Origin of the sequence: Sedimentitalea xiamensis, assembly GCF_030164465.1 — a bacterium.
Classification (GTDB): Bacteria; Pseudomonadota; Alphaproteobacteria; order Rhodobacterales; family Rhodobacteraceae; genus Sedimentitalea; species Sedimentitalea xiamensis.
The window spans coordinates 110,084-127,634 of record NZ_JASNJE010000002.1 but is presented as its reverse complement, the minus strand read 5'-3'; the positions used below and the strand labels follow the sequence as shown (position 1 = coordinate 127,634).

At 63.7% G+C, this 17,551-nt stretch carries 17 protein-coding genes; 12 read left to right on the top strand and 5 right to left on the bottom strand.

All coding sequences use genetic code 11. The features are described 5' to 3' along the window. The first annotated feature begins 13 nt into the window (after window positions 1-13). The 3 genes from QO034_RS02470 to QO034_RS02460 all read left to right on the top strand — a co-directional run bounded on the left by QO034_RS02470 (window position 14) and on the right by QO034_RS02460 (window position 3,960). Window positions 14-1,606, top strand: a complete 1,593-nt coding sequence (locus QO034_RS02470) for a class I adenylate-forming enzyme family protein (protein WP_284483919.1) — start codon at window positions 14-16, stop codon at window positions 1,604-1,606. A 93-nt stretch (window positions 1,607-1,699) separates the two neighbouring features. After that, entirely contained in the window at window positions 1,700-2,890 is a 1,191-nt protein-coding gene (locus tag QO034_RS02465) for an acyl-CoA dehydrogenase family protein (RefSeq protein ID WP_284483918.1), read from the top strand. Continuing rightward, complete coding sequence (locus QO034_RS02460; RefSeq protein ID WP_284483917.1) at window positions 2,887-3,960, top strand: phosphotransferase; 1,074 nt, start codon at window positions 2,887-2,889, stop codon at window positions 3,958-3,960. The genes QO034_RS02465 and QO034_RS02460 overlap by 4 nt, the downstream gene beginning before the upstream one ends. A gap of 100 nt (window positions 3,961-4,060) precedes the next feature. Here QO034_RS02460 and cueR read toward each other — a convergent pair whose 3' ends face one another. Further along, window positions 4,061-4,459 carry a Cu(I)-responsive transcriptional regulator gene (gene cueR / locus QO034_RS02455; protein ID WP_284483916.1) on the bottom strand — a complete coding sequence of 133 codons (399 nt, stop codon included), beginning with the start codon at window positions 4,457-4,459 and terminating at the stop codon, window positions 4,061-4,063. Window positions 4,460-4,586: 127 nt separating this feature from the next. Between cueR and QO034_RS02450 the strand changes: the two genes are divergently transcribed. The 3 genes from QO034_RS02450 to QO034_RS02440 are packed head-to-tail and all read left to right on the top strand — an operon-like array spanning window position 4,587 to window position 8,022. Further along, window positions 4,587-5,063: a DUF305 domain-containing protein gene (locus tag QO034_RS02450; protein WP_284483915.1), complete on the top strand. Its 477-nt coding sequence runs from the start codon at window positions 4,587-4,589 to the stop codon at window positions 5,061-5,063. A 59-nt stretch (window positions 5,064-5,122) separates the two neighbouring features. Next, window positions 5,123-7,561, top strand: a complete 2,439-nt coding sequence (locus QO034_RS02445) for a heavy metal translocating P-type ATPase (protein WP_284483914.1) — start codon at window positions 5,123-5,125, stop codon at window positions 7,559-7,561. Continuing rightward, the gene (locus QO034_RS02440; RefSeq protein WP_284483913.1) at window positions 7,558-8,022 is read left to right on the top strand and encodes a c-type cytochrome; all 465 of its coding nucleotides are present in this window, start codon (window positions 7,558-7,560) and stop codon (window positions 8,020-8,022) included. The genes QO034_RS02445 and QO034_RS02440 overlap by 4 nt, the downstream gene beginning before the upstream one ends. A gap of 203 nt (window positions 8,023-8,225) precedes the next feature. Here QO034_RS02440 and QO034_RS02435 read toward each other — a convergent pair whose 3' ends face one another. Genes QO034_RS02435 through QO034_RS02425 form a run of 3 tightly spaced genes read right to left on the bottom strand, consistent with a single transcriptional unit; the run spans window position 8,226 to window position 11,724 of the window. Next, entirely contained in the window at window positions 8,226-9,488 is a 1,263-nt protein-coding gene (locus QO034_RS02435; protein ID WP_284483912.1) for a Tm-1-like ATP-binding domain-containing protein, read from the bottom strand. A gap of 57 nt (window positions 9,489-9,545) precedes the next feature. Beyond that, on the bottom strand, window positions 9,546-10,910 hold the full coding sequence (locus QO034_RS02430; RefSeq protein WP_284483911.1) for an aminotransferase class III-fold pyridoxal phosphate-dependent enzyme: 1,365 nt from the start codon (window positions 10,908-10,910) through the stop codon (window positions 9,546-9,548). After that, window positions 10,903-11,724 carry an IclR family transcriptional regulator gene (locus QO034_RS02425; protein ID WP_284483910.1) on the bottom strand — a complete coding sequence of 274 codons (822 nt, stop codon included), beginning with the start codon at window positions 11,722-11,724 and terminating at the stop codon, window positions 10,903-10,905. The genes QO034_RS02430 and QO034_RS02425 overlap by 8 nt, the downstream gene beginning before the upstream one ends. 68 nt (window positions 11,725-11,792) lie before the next feature. Between QO034_RS02425 and QO034_RS02420 the strand changes: the two genes are divergently transcribed. Then, window positions 11,793-11,963, top strand: coding sequence for a hypothetical protein (locus QO034_RS02420; protein ID WP_284483909.1), 171 nt, complete (start codon window positions 11,793-11,795; stop codon window positions 11,961-11,963). Between the two features lie 89 nt (window positions 11,964-12,052). Here the strand turns inward: QO034_RS02420 and QO034_RS02415 are convergent, their stop codons facing one another. Further along, complete coding sequence (locus QO034_RS02415; protein ID WP_284483908.1) at window positions 12,053-12,613, bottom strand: MarR family winged helix-turn-helix transcriptional regulator; 561 nt, start codon at window positions 12,611-12,613, stop codon at window positions 12,053-12,055. 157 nt (window positions 12,614-12,770) lie between these two features. Between QO034_RS02415 and QO034_RS02410 the strand changes: the two genes are divergently transcribed. The 5 genes from QO034_RS02410 to hmgA are packed head-to-tail and all read left to right on the top strand — an operon-like array spanning window position 12,771 to window position 17,521. Beyond that, window positions 12,771-13,721, top strand: a complete 951-nt coding sequence (locus QO034_RS02410) for an MBL fold metallo-hydrolase (protein ID WP_284483907.1) — start codon at window positions 12,771-12,773, stop codon at window positions 13,719-13,721. Between the two features lie 21 nt (window positions 13,722-13,742). Beyond that, window positions 13,743-15,377, top strand: a complete 1,635-nt coding sequence (locus QO034_RS02405; RefSeq protein WP_284483906.1) for an FAD-dependent oxidoreductase — start codon at window positions 13,743-13,745, stop codon at window positions 15,375-15,377. Beyond that, window positions 15,374-15,562: a DUF2783 domain-containing protein gene (locus QO034_RS02400; RefSeq protein ID WP_284483905.1), complete on the top strand. Its 189-nt coding sequence runs from the start codon at window positions 15,374-15,376 to the stop codon at window positions 15,560-15,562. The genes QO034_RS02405 and QO034_RS02400 overlap by 4 nt, the downstream gene beginning before the upstream one ends. A gap of 20 nt (window positions 15,563-15,582) precedes the next feature. Next, the gene (locus QO034_RS02395; protein WP_284483904.1) at window positions 15,583-16,128 is read left to right on the top strand and encodes a VOC family protein; all 546 of its coding nucleotides are present in this window, start codon (window positions 15,583-15,585) and stop codon (window positions 16,126-16,128) included. Between the two features lie 37 nt (window positions 16,129-16,165). Next, window positions 16,166-17,521, top strand: a complete 1,356-nt coding sequence (gene hmgA / locus QO034_RS02390; protein WP_284483903.1) for a homogentisate 1,2-dioxygenase — start codon at window positions 16,166-16,168, stop codon at window positions 17,519-17,521. The last annotated feature ends 30 nt before the right edge of the window (window positions 17,522-17,551 follow it).

The following is a 17,551-nucleotide window of genomic DNA, read 5'->3' as shown; positions in this document are numbered from 1 at the left end:
AGGAAAGGGTGACATGACCGACAGGGCGCCTTTGCGCAGGGAGCTGCATTATGGCAACCGGGTGGTGGCTTGCCACGCCGGGCGTGCGCACAATGTGCATGGGCTTCTGGCCGATGCCGTCGCGCAGCATCCGCAGAGTGACGCGCTGATCTGTGGCGAGACCCGCTGGAGTTATGCGCGTCTTGACGAAGAGGTCGGGCGCGTGGCGGCGGGTCTTGCGGGCCTGGGCGTGAAGCGGGGCGACAGGGTGGCGATGCTGTTGGGAAATGGTGTGCCCTTCGTGGTCGTCACCTATGCCGCCGCCCGGATAGGCGCCGTGACCGTCCCGTTGAGCATCCGGGACCAGATGCCTGGCATTCGCCACGCCCTGGTGAATTCGCAAGCCGTCGCGCTGATCGCCGAGGCCGAGTTCGCCGGCCTCGTGCCGGTGCCCGATGAAACGCCGCATCTGGAGGCCCGCATCTCGGTCGGGACGGCGGCGGGATTCGCCGGCTATGACAGCCTGCGCCGGTCGGAGCCGCTGATCGAAGCCGCCGATGTCGGGGAAGAGGAGGTCGCGACAATCCTCTACACCTCCGGCACCACGGGCGTGCCGAAGGGGGCGATGCTGACCGGGCTTGGCATCGTTCATTCGGCGACCAATTTCGTGATGGAAATGGGCTTGGGTCCGGCCGACACGACCGTGGTGGTCGTCCCGATGAGCCACGTGACCGGTCTGGTCGCGGGGATTCACACGCTGGTCCGGGCAGGGGGCAGCGTTGTCGTCATGCGCGAGTTCAAGGCGCCGCATTTTCTGGACTGCGCGGCGCGCGAAGGCATGACATGCTCCCTGATGGTGCCGGCCATGTATAACCTCTGCCTGCATCAGGCCGACCTGGGCGACTACGACCTGTCGGCCTGGCGGGTCGGTGGCTATGGCGGTGCGCCGATGCCTGCGGCGACCATCGAACGGCTTGCGGATGCGCTGCCGGGCCTCGGACTGATGAACGCCTATGGAGCCACCGAAACCACCTCTCCGTCCACGATCATGCCGGCGGATCAGACCGCGGCGCGCCGGCTGTCGGTCGGCCGGCCAGTGCCGGGGGCGGAGATCTGCGTCATGGATGAAACCGGGTGCGAAGTGCCCGCGGGCGAGGCCGGGGAGCTATGGATCAGGGGCGCGATGGTGGTTCCCGGATACTGGCGCGACCCCGAGGCCGACGCCCGCGAATTTTCCGCCGGGTTCTGGAAATCGGGTGATGTCGGCGCGGTGGATGCGGATGGGTTCGTCTATGTCCATGACCGCAAGAAGGACATGATCAACCGCGGCGGGCACAAGGTATTCACCGCGCAGGTCGAAAGCGTTCTGACCGCCTGTCCCGGCGTGATCGAAGCCGCCGTGGTCGCGAAGCCCTGTCCGATCCTGGGCGAACGGGTCCATGCGGTGTTGTCGGTCAGGCCGGAAGGCTTCAGCGAGGCCGAAGTGGCGGCGCATTGCGCGACACGGCTTGCCGACTACCAATGCCCTGAAAGCTATACGGTCCACGAGACACCGCTGCCGCGCAACGCCAATGGCAAGATTCTCAAGCGGCGGATCAAGGAAGACCTGGGGTTCCTGGAGTTATGATCCCGCGGGCTGCGGCATCTGGCGGCGGCCCCTTTCAATTCACCGCCCCGGTCCGGCAGGGCGACCGGCGGCCAAAATCAGGATGGACCAGACATGAGTAAACTGCTGCAAAGAGAAGGCATATCCGCCCGCGTGCTCGACATTGCCGACAGGGTCGAAACCTTTGTCCGCGAAACGGTCGCGCCCTATGAGCGCGATCCGCGTCTCGGGGGACATGGCCCGTCCGAAGAACTGGCCGACGAGCTGAAGGCGCTGGCCCGCGCGGCCGGCGTGATGACACCGCATATCCTCGACGATGGGGGCCACCTGACACAGCGCGAAACCGCCGCCGTGCTGATCCGGTCGGGCCTGTCGCCGCTCGGGCCGCTGGCCTGTCACACCTGCGCCCCCGACGAGGGCAACATGTTCCTTCTGGGCAAGGTGGCGTCGCCGGAACTGAAGGAACGTTTCCTGACGCGGATGGTGGACGGCAGCATGCGCACCGCCTTTTTCATGACCGAACCGGCCGAGGACGGCGGCGCGGGGTCGGACCCGTCGATGATGCTGACCACTTGCCGGATAGACGGCAATCATTGGGTCGTGAATGGCCGCAAGACCTATATAACAGGGGCGGACGGGGCCGGCATGGGGATCGTCATGGCCAAATCCGACGACGGGGCCTGCATGTTCCTGGTCGATCTGCCCGATCCTGCGATCCGGATCGAACGGGTCATGGACACCATCGACAGTTCCATGCCCGGCGGCCATGCGGTGATCACCATCGACAATCTGCGCATCCCGGCGGATCAGATGCTGGGCGAGTCCGGTGAAGGGTTCAAATACGCGCAGGTCCGCCTGGCGCCGGCGCGTCTGAGCCATTGCATGCGCTGGCTGGGGGCCTGTGTGCGGGCGCATGAGATCGCGACGGATTATGCCAACCGCCGCATGGCCTTTGGCAAGCCCCTGATCGATCATGAAGGCGTGGGTTTCATGCTGGCCGAAAACCTGATGGATCTGAAACAGGCCGAACTGATGATCTACTGGTGCGCCGATGTGCTCGACAGCGGCGCGCCGGGCGGGGCGGAAAGCTCGATGGCCAAGGTCGCGGTGTCCGAGGCCCTGATGCGGGTGGCGGACCGGAGCGTGCAATGCATGGGCGGGCAGGGGGTGACGGCGGATACGATCGTGGAGCAGGTTTTTCGCGAAATCCGCGCCTTTCGGATCTATGACGGTCCGACGGAAGTTCACAAATGGAGTCTCGCCAAGAAGATCAAGCGCGACTGGAAACGCGAGACCATGGCATGACCGCGACCCCCACGGGCACTGCGGCGAACACCGGCACGACACCGGTGCGCGCGGGGTTCGCGCTGGATGAACCGGCGCTGGAGCGCTGGATGGCGGCGCATGTGGACGGTTTCGCCGGACCCATGTCGGTGCGCCAGTTCAAGGGCGGGCAGTCGAACCCGACCTATCAGCTTGTCACCCCGCGAAAGACCTATGTGTTGCGCCGAAAGCCGCCGGGGCCGCTGGCGAAGGGCGCGCATGCGGTGGATCGCGAAGCCCGTGTGCTGACGGCCCTTGCCGCATTGGATTTCCCGGTGGCCCGGGTGCATGGGTTCTGTGCCGACGAGACCGTGATCGGCAGCAGTTTCTATGTCATGGACATGGTGGAAGGCCGCATTTTCTGGGATGCGACCTTTCCCGATGTGCCGACCGGCGAGCGCCCGCGCTATTTCGCGGCGATGAACGCAACACTGGCGCGCCTGCATCTCATCGACCCGGATCAGGCCGGGCTGGGCGACTATGGCCGCCACGGAAACTACTTTGAACGGCAGATCAGCCGGTGGAGCCGGTCCTACCTTGCCGATTCCGATGCCGGGCGCGATCCGGGCATGGACCGTCTGATCGAATGGTTGCCTGCGGCCATCCCCGAAGGCGGCGATACGCGCATCGTTCATGGCGATTTTCGCTGCGACAACCTGATCTTCCACCCGACCGAGCCGCGCGTGATCGCAGTGCTGGACTGGGAACTGTCCACGCTGGGCAGTCCGCTGGGGGATTTCACCTATCATGCGATGATGTACCGGATGCCGCCGGATATCGTGGCGGGCCTGAGAGACGCCGACCTCGCCCGGCTGAACATTCCTTCGGAAGCGGATTATGTCGCGCAATACTGTTCCGCCACCGGACGGGACTGCATCCCGAACTACGACTTCTACGTCGCGTTCAATTTCTTCCGGATGGCGGCGATCTTTCATGGCATCAAGGGCCGCGTGATCCGTGGCTCCGCGGTTTCGGCCCAATCGGCGGCAAGGGTCCGGCATTACCCGACGCTGGTGAAACTGGTCGAAGACGCCGCGCGGGACTGTATGTGACGATGGGTTCGGTTTGCACTGTCGCTGCCATGTCGGACCCGATCCAGGCGAACCGTCGCGCCGTGACGGATTGCGGTCCGGGCACGCCAGGCGGGTTCTGTCAGCCCGGTTCGACTGCCCCGGCGAGGTCTTCAAGAATCGGACAGTCGGGCCGGTCGTCGCCGTGGCAGCGGGTCACGAGGGTTTCCAGGGTGTTGCGCATCGCTTCGAGTTCCGAAATCTTGACCGCGATCCGTCCGAGGTGATCGCGGGCGATCCGCTTGACGTCCGCGCTTGCGCGTTCGCGGTCGCCGTAGAGCGACAGGAGACTGCGGCAGTCGTCGATGCTGAACCCAAGCGATCTTGCCCGGCTCAGGAACGACAGCATCCGGACGTCCCTCTCCGAGAAATGACGATAGCCGTTCGCGCCCCGTGCGGCGCGGACAAGCCCGATCTCCTCGTAATATCTGATGGTCTTGGCGGGCAGACCACTGGCCGCGGCCACATCCTTGATGTTCATGACGTTATCTCCCGATTGCTTCACTAGGGGCGTCCGGTTGAAGAAATGTCAAGAACATTCTAGTCTTGGGAATGTTCCGGCGCCCATTGCCGGCCATCGATCCGCAGCAGAAAGAAGGAGACAAAGAATGACCTATCCCCGATTTCTTGCCATGATCGCCACCTCGACGATCGTGATGTTTGGCCTCATGTATCTGAACAGCTACGCTTTTTCCCATGTCCGGTTCAGCGAAATCCGCGTCTATATGGCGGTTGGCATGGGCGCGGTCATGGCGGTGATCATGCTGCTGTTCATGCGGGAAATGTATCGGAACCGGCGGCTCAACCTGGCCATCGTCGGGGCGAGCCTCCTGATCTTTGCGGTTTCGCTGTCCCTCGTCCGGTCCCAGGTCACGGTGCAGGACGTATCCTGGATGCGGGCGATGATCCCGCACCATTCGATCGCCATCCTGACCAGCGAGCGGGCCGGCATATCCGATCCCCGCGTACGGCGGCTGGCGGACGAGATCATCGAGGCGCAACGGCTGGAAATCGCCGAGATGGAAGCCCTGATCGCCGACCTTCAGGGTGGAGCACCCGCGACCCCCGAGATCGACGGGCAATAACGGGCTTGACCTTCCAGCGACTGGAACCCCTAGAGTCGCTCCCAGAGGGAGTCCCGTCCATGCCAGATATTGCCGATACCGTTATTCGCGATCCAGTCTGCGGAATGACCGTCGATCCGGAGGCCGGCAAGCCCGGTCTTGAGCATGACGGGCATGTCTATCATTTCTGCCATGACGGGTGCCGATCCAGGTTCCGGGCGGATCCGGACGCCTATATCGAGGCCAAGGACCCGGTCTGCGGCATGACCGTGAACCGCGCGACCGCACGGCACGTGACGAAACATGCGGGTCAGCCAATCTATTTCTGTTCGGCGCGTTGCCAGGACAGGTTCGTGGCCGCGCCGGATGACTATTCGGCGGACAGGACCGCGCCGGAGCCGATGCCCGAAGGCATGCTCTATACCTGTCCGATGCATCCCGAGATCGTGCAGGATGGACCCGGAGAATGCCCGATCTGCGGAATGGCGCTGGAACCGACGATGCCTTCCGCCGGATCCGGGCCGAACCCGGAACTGGTCGATTTCCGGCGCCGGCTCTGGTTCGGCGCGCCGCTGGCGCTTGCGGTGATGGTGCTTGAGATGGGCGGGATGCTTGGCCTTCCGACCGCGGACTGGTTGGGTCATGGCACCGTGCGCTGGCTGCAATTCCTGCTGGCGACGCCCGTCGTGGTCTGGGTGGCGCGGCCGTTCTTCAAGCGCGGCTGGTCGTCCATCGTGACCGGCAACCTCAACATGTGGACCCTGATCGCGATCGGCACCGGCGCGGCCTACGGGTTCAGCCTTGTGTCGTTGCTGTTGCCGGGGATATTTCCCGACAGCCTGCAAGACGATCATGGTCCGCCGCTCTATTTCGAGGCGTCGGCGGTGATCCTGATCCTGGTTCTGGTCGGGCAGGTGATGGAACTGACCGCCCGCGACCGAACCGGCGACGCGATCCGCGCGCTGATGGATCTCGCGCCAAAGACCGCGCGGCGCGTCACCGACACCGGCGAAGAGGACGTGCCGCTTGACGCCCTGCGCAGGGATGACCGCCTTCGGGTGCGACCGGGAGAGGCGGTGCCGGTGGACGGAACCGTCGTGGAGGGGCGTTCCTCCGTCGATGAAAGCATGCTGACCGGCGAACCGATTCCGGTGGAAAAGACCGTCGGGGATCCCGTGACCGGAGGGACCCTGAACAAGACCGGGTCCTTCGTGATGAAGGCAGGCGCGGTCGGTGCCGACACGGTGCTGAGCAGGATTGTCGCCATGGTCGCCCAGGCGCAGCGATCGCGTGCGCCTATCCAGGCGCTCGCGGACAAGGTCGCGGGCTATTTCGTGCCGGCGGTGATCGTTGCCGCCGTCGCCGCCTTCGTCGCCTGGATGGCTTTCGGACCGCCGCCGCCGCTGGGCTATGCGGTGGTTGCGGCCGTCAGCGTGCTGATCATCGCCTGTCCCTGTGCGCTGGGCCTGGCGACGCCCATGTCGATCATGGTGGCGACCGGGCGGGGCGCGCAGGCGGGGGTGCTGATCCGCGACGCCGAGGCGCTCGAACGGTTCGCGGCGGTCGATGTGCTGGTGCTCGACAAGACCGGCACGCTGACGCAGGGACGCCCGAGCCTGACCGATGTCGTCGCGCTGCAAGATCACGACGAGGATCATATCCTCGCCCTCGCGGCTGCTCTGGAGCGCGGCTCTGAACATCCGCTGGCCGAAGCCATATTGGGAGCGGCCGAATCCCGCGGGGTCGCGCACCTGACCGCGGCGGATTTCGATGCCGTGACCGGCAAGGGGGTGCGCGGCGTGATCGACGGCCAAAGCACGGCGCTGGGCAACGCCGGCCTGATGACCGATCTGGGGATCGATCCGGCACCGGCGCAGGCGCGGCTCGATGAATTCCAGGATGCGGGAAAGACCGCGATGTTTTTGGCGTCGGACGGCAAGCTCATCGGGATCGTCGCCGTATCCGACCAGATCAAGGAGACTGCCGCGGTCGCGATCCGCGCTCTGCAGGAGGCCGGTTTGAAGATCGTCATGGCCACCGGCGACAGCCAGCGGACGGCAGAGGCGGTCGGCCGGGAACTGGGAATCGACGAGATTCGCGCCAATGTGTCGCCAGAGGACAAGGCCGCCCTGATCGCGGATTTCCAGGCCGAAGGGCGTGCCGTCGCCATGGCCGGGGACGGTGTCAACGATGCGCCCGCGCTTGCGAAGGCCGATGTGGGGATCGCGATGGGCACCGGGGCGGATGTCGCGGTGGAAAGCGCCGGGGTGACGCTGGTGCGCGGCGATCTCCGCGCCATCGTCCGTGCGCGCAGGCTGGCGCATGCGACCATGCGCAACATCCGCCAGAACCTGTTCTTTGCCTTTGTCTATAACGCTGCCGGCGTGCCGGTGGCCGCCGGGATCCTGTTTCCGGTCTTCGGAGTCCTGCTGTCGCCGATGGTCGCCGCCGCTGCGATGAGCCTTTCGTCGGTGTCCGTCATCGGCAATTCATTGCGGCTGCGGAGGCTGGAGCTGTGAGGGCGTGGGCGGTTCTCGGCGTCGCGGCGCTGGTCGCGGCGGCGGCAGGCGTCTGGCTGCTGCTGCCTGACGCCCGCAGCCTGCCCGAGGGAGGCGCATACGCGCCGGACCTGGCGCGCGGGGCGGCCATCTATGCCGAGGCCTGCGCATCCTGTCATGGCGCGGACCTGGAAGGGCAGGCGGATTGGCGTTCGCCGGGACCTGATGGCCGTCTGCCGGCGCCGCCTCACGACAGGACGGGACACACATGGCATCATCCGGACCGGGTTCTGCTGGACATCACCCTGCGCGGGGCCTCGGCGGTGATCGGGGGCGGCTATGAGAGCGACATGCCCGGCTTCGCCGAAACCCACTCCGAGGCCGAAATTCGGGACGTGCTGGCCTGGATCAAATCGCAATGGCCGGACCGCGAACGCCAGATTCAGGCTGAAATCACCGCCGAAGACGAGGCTGCACGCTGAACCGCCGCCAATGACAGCCGGCTCCGGCGGGTATTTTGACCGCCGCCGCCGAACCTTTGCCTTCCGGCCTCCGCATGGCGCGCGGCAAAGCACCGCGAGCGCGCCGGAGGCCGGACACCCGCCGCGACCGCCACGAGGCCCCGCCCATCGTTTTGGAAGCATCCGGTCCCGGAACCGGATATCCTGCGGTCCGGGTCGTTCGATCAGCCGGGGCGGGCCACGGTGCCGTCCGCGAGCCATGCATCGAGTATCGCCAGCACGCGATCCGCGAAGGCGGCATCGTTGATATGCGCCTCGATGATCTCGAACCGGTCGGATGCGGTGGAATCCCGGAGGGTCTTCGCGAATGCCTGCAATCCCTCCGGGTCGTGGAAGGGGCCGCCCGGACGGTCCCATTCGTCGATGCCGCCCATTGGCATCACGACCCGTGTCGCGCCCTTTGCCGCGTTTGCCTTGGCCGCAATCGCCCTGGCCGCCAGGATCTTTTCGTCCGTGTTCATCAAGGCGCATGCGATCAACCGGTTGTGCGCATGAACCTCGCGCGTTCCGAGTCCGGCGGGCGGCTCAGCCCATGTGCGCATGTCGATCAGGCTGACACCGCCGGGCGCGATGATCTGCGGAATTCCGGCGGCGCCGGCGGCGGTCATCCGGTCCCGTCCCGCGCTCACGACCGAGCCGAGCAGATCATTGGACACCTCGACCAGCGAAAAATCCATGACGCAGGCAAAGGCCCCTCGCGCCGCCAGGGTCTCAAAGGCCCGTCCGCCCATGCCGGTGGTGTGAAACACGGCCAGTTCGAATCCACGCGCTTCAAGGGCGGGCTTCAGGCGTTTCATGTATTTCAACGAGGCGCTGCCAAGAGACGTCATGCCGATCGTCGGTTTCCCGACCGCCGCCGTGACCGCGGCGCGCGCCGCGCCCAGAACCGCGCCCGCGGCGCGCGCCGCGCCCAGAACCGCGCCCGCGGCCTGTGACAGCGACATGCGGCACACGGTGTTCAGCCCATAGAGACCGCCGGCCCAGAGGACCATCATGACGTCGGGACTGATCCGGTCCGGCGGCAGAAGCGGGGAAAACGCGACCGTTGTCAGGATGACCTTGGGAAAGCCCAGGGGCAGGGCTTCGCAGACATCCAGGGCAAGGTCCGTTCCCATGGTGCCGCCCAGGATCAGCACCCCGTGAACCCTGCCTTCCTCGCACAAAGCCCTGGCGAGCGTGGCCGCACCTTCGGAGGTCTTGGTCATCGCCTTGTTTTCGTCGCCGAGGGCGACGATGGCCGCATTGTCGGTCCTGGCGGCCCTGGCGACGTCGTGGCGGGAGATATCGACCTGGCAAGTCGGATCGCCGATCACGCCGACATCCATCACGACCACCGTTCCGCCCTGCGCCTTGATGCAATCGGCGAGGAACTGCATTTCATCCGATTTCGTGTCGCCGGTGCCCAGGAGCAGAATTGTCCTGTCCATCGTGTGTTTCCTCCCTGTCGGTCGGGGCGACCGAAGCCGCCGCAACCGGTGATCTTCCTAGGCCAGTGCGGCGGCGGCGCTGAAACCCGCGTCCAGCGCGTCCAGGATGGCGGTGCAGTCCTCCCCGGAAATCACCAGGGGTGGGGAGAGGATGATGTTCGGACCGGAAACCCGGATCATGACGCCGTTCTGATAGGTGGTTTCCGAGACAATGCCCATGGCGGGGCCAGTGGCCGGCGTCTTGGTGGCGCGGTCGGAAACGCATTCGATGCCTATCATCAGCCCGTGACCGCCCCGGACGTCGCCGATCAACTCGTGTTTCGCCATCAGCGCCTTTGCGCCTTCAAAGAGCTGCGCGCCCCGCGCCGCGGCATTGACCGGCACGTTCAGGCGCCGGGTTTCGGCGAGGGTGGCCAGACCGGCGGCCGCGCCGACCGGATGACCGGAATAGGTGTAGCCCGTGGCGATGTTCGCGGATCTGGCGTCCGAGGACTCGAAGGCGTCCACCATCCTTTCGGCGATCATGACCACGCCGAAGGGGAAATAGGAATTGGTGATCGCCTTGGCGAAGCAGGCCATGTCCGGTTGCACGCCCCAGAGCCGCGAGCCTGTCCAGGCGCCGGTGCGCCCGAAGGCGGTGATGATTTCATCCGCGATCAACAGGATGCCATTGCGGTCGCAGATCTCGCGGATCTTCGGCATCAGCGACGGATGGGGCGGAATCACCCCGCCCGCGCCGAGGATCGGCTCCATGATGAAGGCGGCAATCGTATCGGCGCCGTTGAACGCGATTTCGTCTTCGAGAATGGCCGCGATCAGGTCCGCAAGCCGCGCCGGATCGGTTTCACCGAAAGGGTTACGATAAGGGTAGGGGGCCGGAATGTGAATGCAGCCCGGCAGCAGGGGTTCATAATTGTGACGGAAGTTCTTGTTTCCGTTGACCGATGCGCCGCCCCAATGGGTGCCGTGATAGCCTTTCTTGAAGGAGATGAACTTCGTGCGGCCGTGTTCGCCCCGGATCTTGTGATACTGGCGGGCCAGCTTCAAAGAGGTATCCACACTGTCGGACCCGCCGGAGGTGAAAAACACCCGGACAAGCCCGTCCGGTTCGAACCATTCCCGCAGTTTGGCGGCGAGTTCGATGGCCGGACCCGGCATCGAACCGCGGAAGGACGAATAGTAGGGCAGCACCTGCAACTGATCTGCGATCGCCCGTTTGATCGGTTCGCAGGAATAGCCGAGGTTCGCGTTCCAGAGGCCACCGACCGCGTCGATCACCGACTGGCCATGGACATCCGTGATGCGCACGCCTTCGGCGCCGACGATGATCTTCGGCGGGTTGGCCCTGGCTTCGGCCGGATGCGCCATCGGTTGCCACAGGTGCTTGGTGTTGTTTTCGATCAGGAAGTTGTGATCACGCATCGGAAGGGTCCTCTTTCTTGGGGTCCGGCTGGGACGTGTTTTCGATTTCGGGATCGGGCGTCGGCCCGCCGCGGGCGGCCGTCAGTTTGCGCGCCGCGGACTTTACCGCCGACACCACGATTGTTTCGGATGCCTTGGTGACGCGTGCGCTTGGCATCGCGACGGCGACAGCGCCGCAAACCGCCCTGTCGGCGTCGAAATAGGGGGCGGCAAACCCGATGACATCCTCTTCATAGGTGCCTTCGGCGCGGCCCCATCCGGACGACCGGATGGTCGCCAGCTTTTCCCTGATGCGAGCCGGTGAAAGGTCCGTGTCGGGTGTGTGCGCCCGAAGTTCCCTTGAAAGGACACGCTCCACGAAGCCCGGTTCGGCAAAGGCGAGGAAGGTGAGGCCGGAAGCTGTCGCATGAAACGGCAAAGCTTCTCCCGGATCGATGATCACCCTGTTGGACCGGCGGCTTTCGACCTGGCCGATATTGACAAGCGCCGCACCGGCCAGCACCGACGCGTGCGAGGTCTCTCCTGTTTCGTCCACAAGCCAGCGCAGGGTTTCGGAAACCGCCTCGGTCCAGGGAAAACTGGTTGCCCGTATTTTGGCGAAGCGAAGAAAGGCCGGTCCGATGTGGTAGGTCCGGCTGGACGCGTCCCGTTCCACGAAACCTTTTGATTCGAGCGCGGTCAGAAATCGAAGCGCCGTGGCCTTGTTGTGGCCGCCCATGCGCGCCAGTTCGCTCAACCCGAGCGACGGGTTCCGGTCGTTGAAAAAATCCAGCAATCCCAACGCCTTTTCGACAGTTGCTGAACCCTGCGTCATTGTTTTCCGTCTCCTGCCGGCGCGTTTCGCCCTGTCTGATCCGGAAACGATTTTGACAGAAACGGAAAATGAAGAAAGTAAAAATACAAACCAATGGTTCAAATAATGAACCAGAACGGGAGGGGAACCCCATGACATCCCTTCTGAGAACGGCGGCAGTGGCTGTGCTTCAGACCCTTTCAGGCGGCACGGCACTGACCGAATACCCCGAGAAACCGGTTTCTGTCGTTGTTCCCTAGCCTCCGGGCGATCTGGAAGACGTGCTGAGCCGGATGATCGTCGACGCCGTTCCCGCTGCACCGGCGGCCCTGCAATCGGCGGTGCGGTTTCAGTTTCCTTCGTCGGTCTCGGAAAGCCCCGCCGGACTTGGACCGGATGCTTTTCGCGCGGCGCCGGTTCCGGTGTCATCGGCGGTCGCGACTGTGCCGTTTCCCGTGGGGTCGGTTCCCATGGAGTCGAGCTTCTGGTGCAGCCGCCCTGCAATCCGGAAAATCCGATCCAGATCTTTCTGCGACAGGGCGCTCGTCAGTTCGGTTTCAAAGGCCAGCGCCTTTGACAGAATTTCGTCCAGAACCGCATTGCCTCTTTCCGTCAGCGATATCTTGACCAGCCTCTTGTCCGTCTCGTCGGCTTGCTTGGCAAGGTATCCCCGGTCTTGCAGTTTCGAGACCGAACGGCTCACACGCGGCTTTTCCAGGTTCACGGTGCGATGGATATCTCGCACCGAAACAGAGCCTTCCTTTGCCGTGTGAACCAGAACGCGCCAATCGGCGACGGATAGCCCGTGCTGTTCGGTGTAGACGGAAGACAATGCCTTGCTGACGCGTTCGGACAGAACCGCCAGTTGGTAGGGCAGGAAACCCGTCAGATCGAAATGCGTCATGGGCATGGCGATGCTCAAAATCATTGGTTGCAACAGAAACCATATTGACTTTCGTTGCATTTGCAACGAAAAACGTTGCGAACAAAACGATTCATCCGTGTGCCGGATTCCGAGGACTCCCGCGCCGGCAGGAACATCAGGAAGAAGCAAAGGATTTTTGGTCATGGCAAAAGCATTCGCGTCCCAGGGTGACATGGGCGAGAAGAAGATCAGCTTTACAGAGGTGGGCGAGGGGCTTTGGGCCTTCACCGCCGAGGGCGATCCGAATTCCGGGGTGATCATCGGTGACGACAGCGTCATGATCGTCGAGGCGCAAGCCACGCCCAAACTGGCCGGCAAGGTGATCGAAAAGGTCCGGGAAGTGACGGACAAGCCGATCAGCCATGTGGTGCTGACCCACTATCACGCGGTGCGCGTGCTGGGCGCCAGCGCGTTCGGCGCGGATCAGATCATCATGTCCGACATGGCCCGCGCCATGGTTGTGGAACGCGGACAGGAAGACTGGGACAGCGAGTTCCAGCGCTTCCCGCGCCTGTTCGAAGGGCACGAGAGCATTCCCGGCCTCACCTGGCCGACCACGACGTTCAACGACAGCATGACCGTCTATCTCGGCAATCGGCGCGTCGATCTCATGCACCTGGGCCGGGCGCATACGGCGGGGGACATCGTCATCCACGTGCCGGATCAGAATGTCATGTTCACGGGCGACATCGTCGAATATCACAGCGCCTGCTATTGCGGGGACGGCCATTTCGCGGATTGGGGCGATACGCTGGACGCGATCAAGTGGTTCGAGGTGGATGCCATCGCGCCAGGCCGCGGCGATGCGCTGGTCGGACAGGACATGGTCAATGCGGCGATCGAGAACACCCGCGATTTCGTCGACAGCACCTATCGCCCCGCGGCCCGCGTCGCGGCGCGCGGCGGCAGCCTGAAAGACGCGTGGGACGCGGTGCGCGCGGCCTGCGACCCGAAATTCAAGGACTATGCGATCTACGAACATTGCCTGCCGTTCAATGTCGCCCGTGCCTATGACGAAGCCCGCGGCATCGACACGCCGCGGATCTGGACCGACAAGCGCGATCTGGAGATGTGGGAACAGCTTCAGGGCTGAACGCGAGGGGGAGGAGAACCCATGTTTGACGACAGGTATAGACTGGCTTTCAAGGCATATCCCTACGAAAGGTCCGGCGATCAGGATCAGGACAGGCCCGTCCGGCATCCGGTCGTGGTGATGGGAGGCGGTCCGATCGGGGTCGCCACCGCCCTGGATCTGGGCCGGCAGGGCATTCCTGTGGTCGTCCTGGACGATCACGAAGGGGTCGGGATGGGCAGCCGGGCGATCTGCTTCGCAAAGCGCTGCCTTGAGATCGCGGACCGCTACGGCTGTGGCGAACCGATGCTGAAGAAAGGCGTCGTCTGGAATCTCGGAAAGGTGTTCCACGAAGACCGCAAGGTGTTCGAGTTCAATCTGCTGCCCGAAGAGGGGCACAAGTATCCCGCCTTCATCAACATGCAGCAGCCGTATTTCGAACAGTTCATGATTGATGAACTGCGCAACCTGCAAGCCAGGGGCGCTCCGATCGAAATCCGGGGCAAGAACCGGGTCGAACATGTCGATGTCAGGGACGACCATGTCGCGATAGACATTCTGACCCCCGAAGGTCCCTACCGGATCGAAGCCGACTGGCTCATCGGGTGCGATGGCGCGAATTCGCCGCTGCGCGGGATGCTCGGGTTGGATTTCACCGGACGGGTGTTCCGGGACAGTTTCCTGATCGCCGACATCAAGATGGTGAACGGCAATTTCCCGACCGAACGCTGGTTCTGGTTCGATCCGCCGTTCAAGTCCGCCGGGGCATCGACATTGCTGCACAAGCAGCCCGACGATGTCTGGCGCGTCGATTTCCAGATCGGCTGGGACGTGGACCGCAAGGAAGAGCTGAAAGAGGAAAACATCCGCGCGCGGCTTGACGCGATGCTGGGGCCGGACGTGGAATACGAGATGGTCTGGTCCTCGATCTACACGTTCCAGTGCAAGCGGATGGATCGGTTCCGCGCCGGCCGGGTCATTTTCGCGGGTGACGCGGCGCACCAGGTGTCGCCCTTCGGCGCGCGCGGCGCCAATTCCGGCATGCAGGACGTGGACAACCTGGGCTGGAAGCTGGGTCTCGTGATCAATGGCCTGGCGCCGGACAGTCTGCTGGATACCTACAACGACGAACGCATCCACGGCGCGGACGAGAACATCCGGAATTCCACGCGGTCGACCGATTTCATCACGCCGAAATCCGACATCAGCCGCATCTTCCGCGATGCGGTTCTGCACCTGAGCGAAAGGCATGCCTTTGCGCGGCCGATGGTGAATTCCGGCCGCCTGTCGGTACCCTGCGTCTATGACGGCTCGCCACTGAATTCCGCGGATGCGCTGGATGGGCCGGCCCGGACACGGCCGGGATCGGCCTGTCCCGATGCGCCTTTGGACGACGGTTTCCTGTTGTCGCGATTGGGCGACGATTTCGTGCTGCTGACGATCGACGCGGAAGCGCCGGACACCCTGGAAGAAGGCGGCATCGTCGTGCGGCGGGTCGCGCTGTCGGCCAAGGACGATCCCACCGGACAGCTGGCGGCGCGCTACCTGGGCGATGCGCCGTCCGCGGTCTACCTGATCCGCCCGGATCAGCACGTCGCCGCGCGCCGCCCCGGTTTTGACGACAATCTGATCCGGCAGGCACTTCGGCGCGCAATCGGGCAGGAGGCACAGACATGAGCGAACTGACACTGACACCGAACATCGATGGTCCGGACGATTTCTACGAAGACCTGCTCGCAATTCACGATGGGCGCACGAAGGAAGAAAGCGACGCCATCAACGCGCGGCTCATTCTCGTCCTGGCCAACCACATCGGCGACAGCGCCGTCCTGAAAGCCGCGCTTTCGGTCGCAGTCAAATGATCCAGGAAAGGACTTTCACGATGAAGATCGAAAAAATTCACCACGTCGCCTATCGGTGCAAAGACGCCAAGGAAACGGTCGACTGGTATGGCAAGATGCTGAACATGGATTTCATCCTGGCGATTGCAGAAGACCACGTGCCGTCGACGCACGAGCCAGATCCCTACATGCACCTGTTCCTCGATGCAGGTGACGGCAATGTCCTGGCCTTTTTCGAACTGCCGACCAAACCCGAGATGGGACGGGACCCGAACACGCCGATCTGGGTTCAGCACATCGCCTTCAAGGTCAAGGACCGCGCCACGCTGATTGCCTTCAAGGAGCATCTGGAAGCCAATGGCGTCGAGGTGCTTGGCGTCACCGACCATTCCATCTTTCATTCGATCTATTTCTTCGATCCCAACGGCCACCGGGTCGAACTGGCCTGCCCGGACCCTGACGAGGACGCGATGCTGGCGCGGATGGACGAAGTGAAATGGGCGATGCTCGATGAATGGACCCGGACCAAACGCGCGCCGAAACATGCCGACTGGCTGCACGCCAAGGAACTGAACAAACAGACCTAGGAGCGCATGCCGCTCGGATTTTTCACGGAGACACCAGATGAACGATATGGACATCCAGCCGATGGTGCAGGCAGACGGCGCCACGACAACACCGGGCTACATGCCGGGGTTCGGCAACGATTTCGAGACCGAAGCGCTTCCCGGCGCCCTGCCGCAGGGCATGAACAGCCCGCAGAAATGCAACTATGGCCTTTATGGCGAACAGCTTTCGGGCACAGCGTTCACGGCGCCCGCGCATCAGAACGAACGCACCTGGTGCTACCGGATCCGGCCATCGGTGAAACATTCCCACCGTTACGAAAGGATCGATCTTCCATACTGGAAATCGGCGCCGCACGTGGTCGACGACGTGATCAGTCTGGGCCAGTACCGCTGGGACCCCGTTCCGCACTCGGACCAGGGGCAGACCTGGCTGACAGGCATGCGGACGATGACCACCGCGGGCGATGTGAACACCCAGGTCGGCATGGCAAGCCACATCTATCTGGTCACCGAAAGCATGGTCGACAGCTATTTCTATTCCGCGGACAGCGAGCTTCTGGTGGTGCCGCAGGAAGGCCGGCTGCGGTTCGCGACCGAATTGGGCATCATCGACCTCGAACCCAAGGAAATCGCGATTCTGCCGCGCGGGCTGGTCTATCGCGTCGAAGTTCTCGACGGGCCGGCGCGCGGTTTCGTCTGCGAAAACTACGGCCAGAAGTTCGAGCTTCCGGGCCGTGGGCCGATCGGCGCGAACTGCATGGCGAACCCGCGCGATTTCAAGTCTCCGGTCGCGGCATTCGAGGATCGCGAAGCTCCGTCGACGGTGACGATCAAATGGTGCGGTCAGTTCCATGCGACGCGCATCGGCCATTCCCCGCTCGATGTCGTGGCCTGGCATGGCAACTACGCCCCGGTGAAATACGACCTGCGCAACTATTGCCCGGTCGGCGCGATCCTGTTCGATCACCCCGACCCGTCGATCTTCACGGTTCTGACGGCGCCATCCGGTCAGCCCGGAACGGCCAACATCGATTTTGTCCTGTTCCGCGAACGTTGGATGGTCATGGAGAACACCTTTCGCCCGCCCTGGTACCACAAGAACGTGATGTCCGAACTGATGGGCAACATCTACGGGCAGTATGACGCCAAGCCGCAGGGGTTCGTGCCCGGCGGAATGAGCCTTCACAACATGATGCTGCCACACGGACCCGATCGCGAAGCCTTTGAAAAGGCGTCGAACGCCAATCTGGGGCCGGACAAGCTGGACAACACGATGTCCTTCATGTTCGAGACACGGTTTCCGCAACACCTGACCGAATTCGCCGGCAAGGAAGCGCCGTTGCAGGACGATTACATCGACTGCTGGTCGGACCTGGAAAAGAAGTTCGACGGCACGCCCGGCAAGAAATGACCGTATCGCGCCGCCCGGCCTTGGCGGGCG